A 4,058-nucleotide genomic window follows, 5' to 3' on the forward strand; every position below is an offset into this window, starting at 1 on the left:
CCGTTGAGTGCGGTGTCGATGAGCGCAGCCGCTGCATGGTCCGTCAGGTTGCGAGTCAGCACCTGTTGCCATGGCGCGCCGTTGGCAGTGGTCCAGCCACCCATGCCTGTGATCTGGTCAAGTCCTTGGAGTGCGCCAGCCGTGGCCACCGCCGTGACCAGGCTCCGGACGCCAGCGCTGCTGCCCAGGTCATCGAACACGGCCGACAGGTCGCCGTTGTTGTTCGCAAAGCTCATGGTCGCCTGTGTGGCCAGATTGGTGATCGCAACCTGGAGCATCGCCGTTGCAGTGGGGTACGCAGCAGCCGCTGCTGTGGCGCTGGTACCTGTCGCTGTCCCCACCGACCACGCACCTGAGCCAGCAGTGGCCATCCCGATGATGGCCGTGATCACCAATGCCCCGGCCGGGCCAAACCCATCCTGGCTTTCATGAAAGCGTTCGCTGGCCAGTTGCACCTGCTGCCAACGCACCGGGTTGACGCTGGCCTGTTGCTGCAACTGCCCGATCCACCCCATGCCAGCTTGGCTGGCCAGGGTCTGCACACTGTCGTTTTGCCCGATCTGCGCCTGAATGCCGCCTGCGGCATTGACCGTCAGTTGCCCTACATCGAGGCGGTTGTAGTTGACACGGTCTTCACGCCCGCGGCTGTTGGAGGATGAAACGTCCCAGATATCGCCCTCGCTTTGCTGGGCTTCTGCACGCAAGCTGGTGACCGGGGCGTCCAGGTGCAGCACGCCCCCCGTTTGGATGCTCATGTGCTGCGCCGTCGCGTCGACGGCTGACAAGGTGGTGTCGGCGCGGCTGCTGAGCTGGATGCCTTGCGCGTTCAGCCGGCTTCGGGCCAAGCCTGTGCGCTCGCTCTGGACCCGCAGGCTCGAGTCTTCCGAGCCCGTGCTGACATTGCTGGTTCGTGCGCTGCTTTGGGTCTGGCCGGCTTCGATGAGCAGATTGGCACCTGCGCTCATGGACAGTGTCTGTCCTGCCTGAATGTCCACTGCGCGGGCCGTCAGGTTCTTGCCAGCGCTCAGGTCCGCGTCACCGGCGGCACGTACGTGGCTGCCTTGGGCCTGGGTCACGACACTCTGGCGGCTGTTGTCAGCACTCCAGCGCGCATCCAGGGTCTCGCCCGTGTTCAGGGCGTCCAGCACAAGGTCTCGTTCGGCCCTGAGCCGCGCGTTGCCGCCGCTGGACACTTCAGCTGCAGTGAGCGTCATGTCGCGCCCCGCGTTTGCCGTCAGGCTGCCGCCTACCCCGCTGACGTACAGGCCTGCTACGCGGTCCAGCCGCGTCATGGACGTGCTGAGGCCCGGCAAGCCAAAAGCAGCATTCCCCGCGAGAGCCTCGTTGCTTCGGCCTTGCACCAGGGTGCTTGCCACATGAATGTCGCGCGCCGCTGTCAGTTTCAGATTCCGCTCGGCTTCCACCGTGCCGCCTATGACCTGGATGTCCTGACGAGCCTCAAGCGTGACGTCTCGCCCGACGATGCGCGCCAGGAGGTTGTCTATGTTGTGGGCGTTAATCCTTACTGTCTCCCGACCGGCAATCGTGCCGGAAAGATTCACCAGACTCGCACCTTCAGCCGTCAGTTGCATATCAATGTCTTGCCCGGAAAGCAGGGCGCCGCTGCCATCGATATCACCAGGCTTGACCCTCACGTACAGCTGAGGCACAAGCACACGCCGCGAACTTCCATCCGCAAGGGGCACGGTCTGCTCGACGAGCCAGACGATGTCGCTGGTCAGCTGGGCCATCTGCTCGGCCGTGAGGGCCACGCCAGGGAGCAGGCCGTATTGCTGGGCGAATGTGACTCCGGCGTTCATCAGGGCGGTGTACTGAGCTTCATCGTCGTCATGGCCTTCCAGGTAGCGATAGCCTGTGAGCTTCTGGATCTGCTCCCGAATCAAGCGCTGCTCATAGTAGCCGTCGCCCAGGCGCTGAAGGGTCTGGTCAGGGTCCAGGCCCAGGTTGCTCAAGAGGTAGTCGCTGCTGAGCCACTGGCGATAGTTCGCAAAGCGCGGGTCAGTTTCAACCAAGTAGCGCCCGGCGCTTGTGCCCACACGGAAGAGGCTTGCAAAGGGGAGCGATAGCGCAGGCGTGGATGTGCGAACCACCGGAGACGCCGGCCCTTGCGCCGCGGTGTGGCTCGCGCCGGATGAGCCGGATGCGCCGGCAGCACCGTTGCCGATGGCACCAGGCGGAGCACTCAATGCCACCTGCACGATGGCGCTTACGCTTTGACCTGGCTGGTTGCTGACAATGCCAGCGCTCTGGGGGCTTGCTTCAGAGGAATGGTGACCTGCCCCGGGAAGTGTCATGCCAGTCCCGAGGGCGGCATCACCATCCTGTCGCGCCGCTGTCAATGTCGCAACCCCAGCAACCGTCAGCTCGTATGGAAGAAACTGGTACTCGCGTGACTCGCCGTTGACATAGCTGTGCGTGAGGGTTCCCGTGCGTCGCTCCGGCGCTGCCACGGTCAGCCCCACATTCTCAATTTTTCCAGGTTCCACCTTCAGGGTTCCGCCAGCCAGAATCTGGCTCATGTCATTGCGCCCTCCATCCACGTTCAGCGTCATGTTGCCGCCGGCCAGGATCTGACCCGGGGCAGAGCTCTGCAGAACCGGCGTGAACTGCTCTACGGTGTACTGAAGCGCGTCATAGATCCCGGCAGTGCGACCTGGCTTGTATTCTTGAGAGCCATTGACTTCGGCAAAGCCTCCCAGAATGGTGTGAATAAAAGCCAGCGTGGCCTGGTCGAGCGAACGATGGGCGCCCATGTAGTTGTGATACAGGTCGTATTCGGTCTGGGTGACCGCATGCGCAAAGAACCTTTGCTCCGGCTGCACAACTCCGGTGACGATATCTTCGACCATCACGGTGTATTGCGTCTGACCAACCGCAATGCTGGGATCGATTCGGCCAGGGTTGTCGGCTGGCAGTTCGGTCACAGGCGGTGCGATGCCGAACGTCGCCCAGATCGGGTCGGTGATCGGATACCAGTAGCCGGGTTCTGTGGTGGTCACCAGAGTCTGTGCATCCCCGCCTTGGTAAGTACTGTAGACAAGGTCTGCGCTGTGTCGCGGGCTGACGCGGTAGTACGCGCCGTAGCGCTCCAGTGGGTACTCGGGCGGCGGCACAAGCAAACGGGTGTAGCTGCTGGTACCCCCGCCTAGCGGGCTTTGCGCGGGTTCGGCCAACCACGTCCCCCAGAATTGGTTCACGACGCCTAGAACACCGAGCTGACCGCCAGTTGACGTGATGAACAGGACATCTCCAGCGTCATACGGCTCAGCATGCCCTGGCAGCATGAACTGCAGAACCTGATGGCCACTGTCAGGCGCGCTGACCCATGTGTATGTCACCCCGCCGTTGGTGTTGGTAAGGTTCTTGGCGCTGACGTTCAGGTTCGTTCTCGCCTCAATGGTGGATGCGTGGTTGTCTACCAACACAGCGCTGCCGGTGGCATGCGCCTGCGCGTCCAGCGCGCCGCCGATGGCCAACTCATCATCGCTGTAGATCAGCGCCCCATTGCGGTTGTGCAGCTCATTCACGCCGATATCCAGGCGTCGGCGCGCAGCAATGGTGGCCGCCGAAGTCACGCCGGCCACCGTTTCTGCATCGTTGTTGAGCTGCCTGGCACCGATGGAAAGCTGGTCGCCATAGATGCGTCCGGTCCCGATGTTGCCCAGCACGTCGGCCTGGATCAACGTCATACCGGCGCTGTCGATCAGCCCGCGATTGATGAGTGTGCCTGCCTTGACGACAGTGCTGGCTCCAGACATCTCTGCATGGGCCGCATTGATCACTTCGCTGCCGCTCACCGTCAGCGTCTGGCCTGCCAGCAGCTTGCCGTTGTTGGTCAGCTTGCCTGTGGTGTCATAGCTCAGGTTGCCATTGGCAATGACTTCGGCATTGTTGGTGACGTCTTGCGAGAGGGCCACTGTCAGGTCCTGGTTGGACACCAGCGTTCCGTCGCCACTGAAGCGGGCGGCATCGACTACGACGCGCTTGCCTGCCTCCAGCGTCCCGCCCGTGTTCACGACCGCCAGGGTCTTGGCCGC

1 protein-coding gene is annotated in these 4,058 nt (G+C 62.9%); it reads right to left on the reverse strand.

Translation table 11 applies throughout. From position 1 onward, the window contains the following. Positions 1 to 4,058: DUF637 domain-containing protein (locus PGB34_RS23000; RefSeq protein WP_271430454.1), on the reverse strand; the 4,058-nt coding region annotated here is incomplete at both ends.

It is taken from the genome of Xenophilus arseniciresistens, assembly GCF_028023875.1.
Classification (GTDB): Bacteria; Pseudomonadota; Gammaproteobacteria; order Burkholderiales; family Burkholderiaceae_C; genus Xenophilus; species Xenophilus arseniciresistens.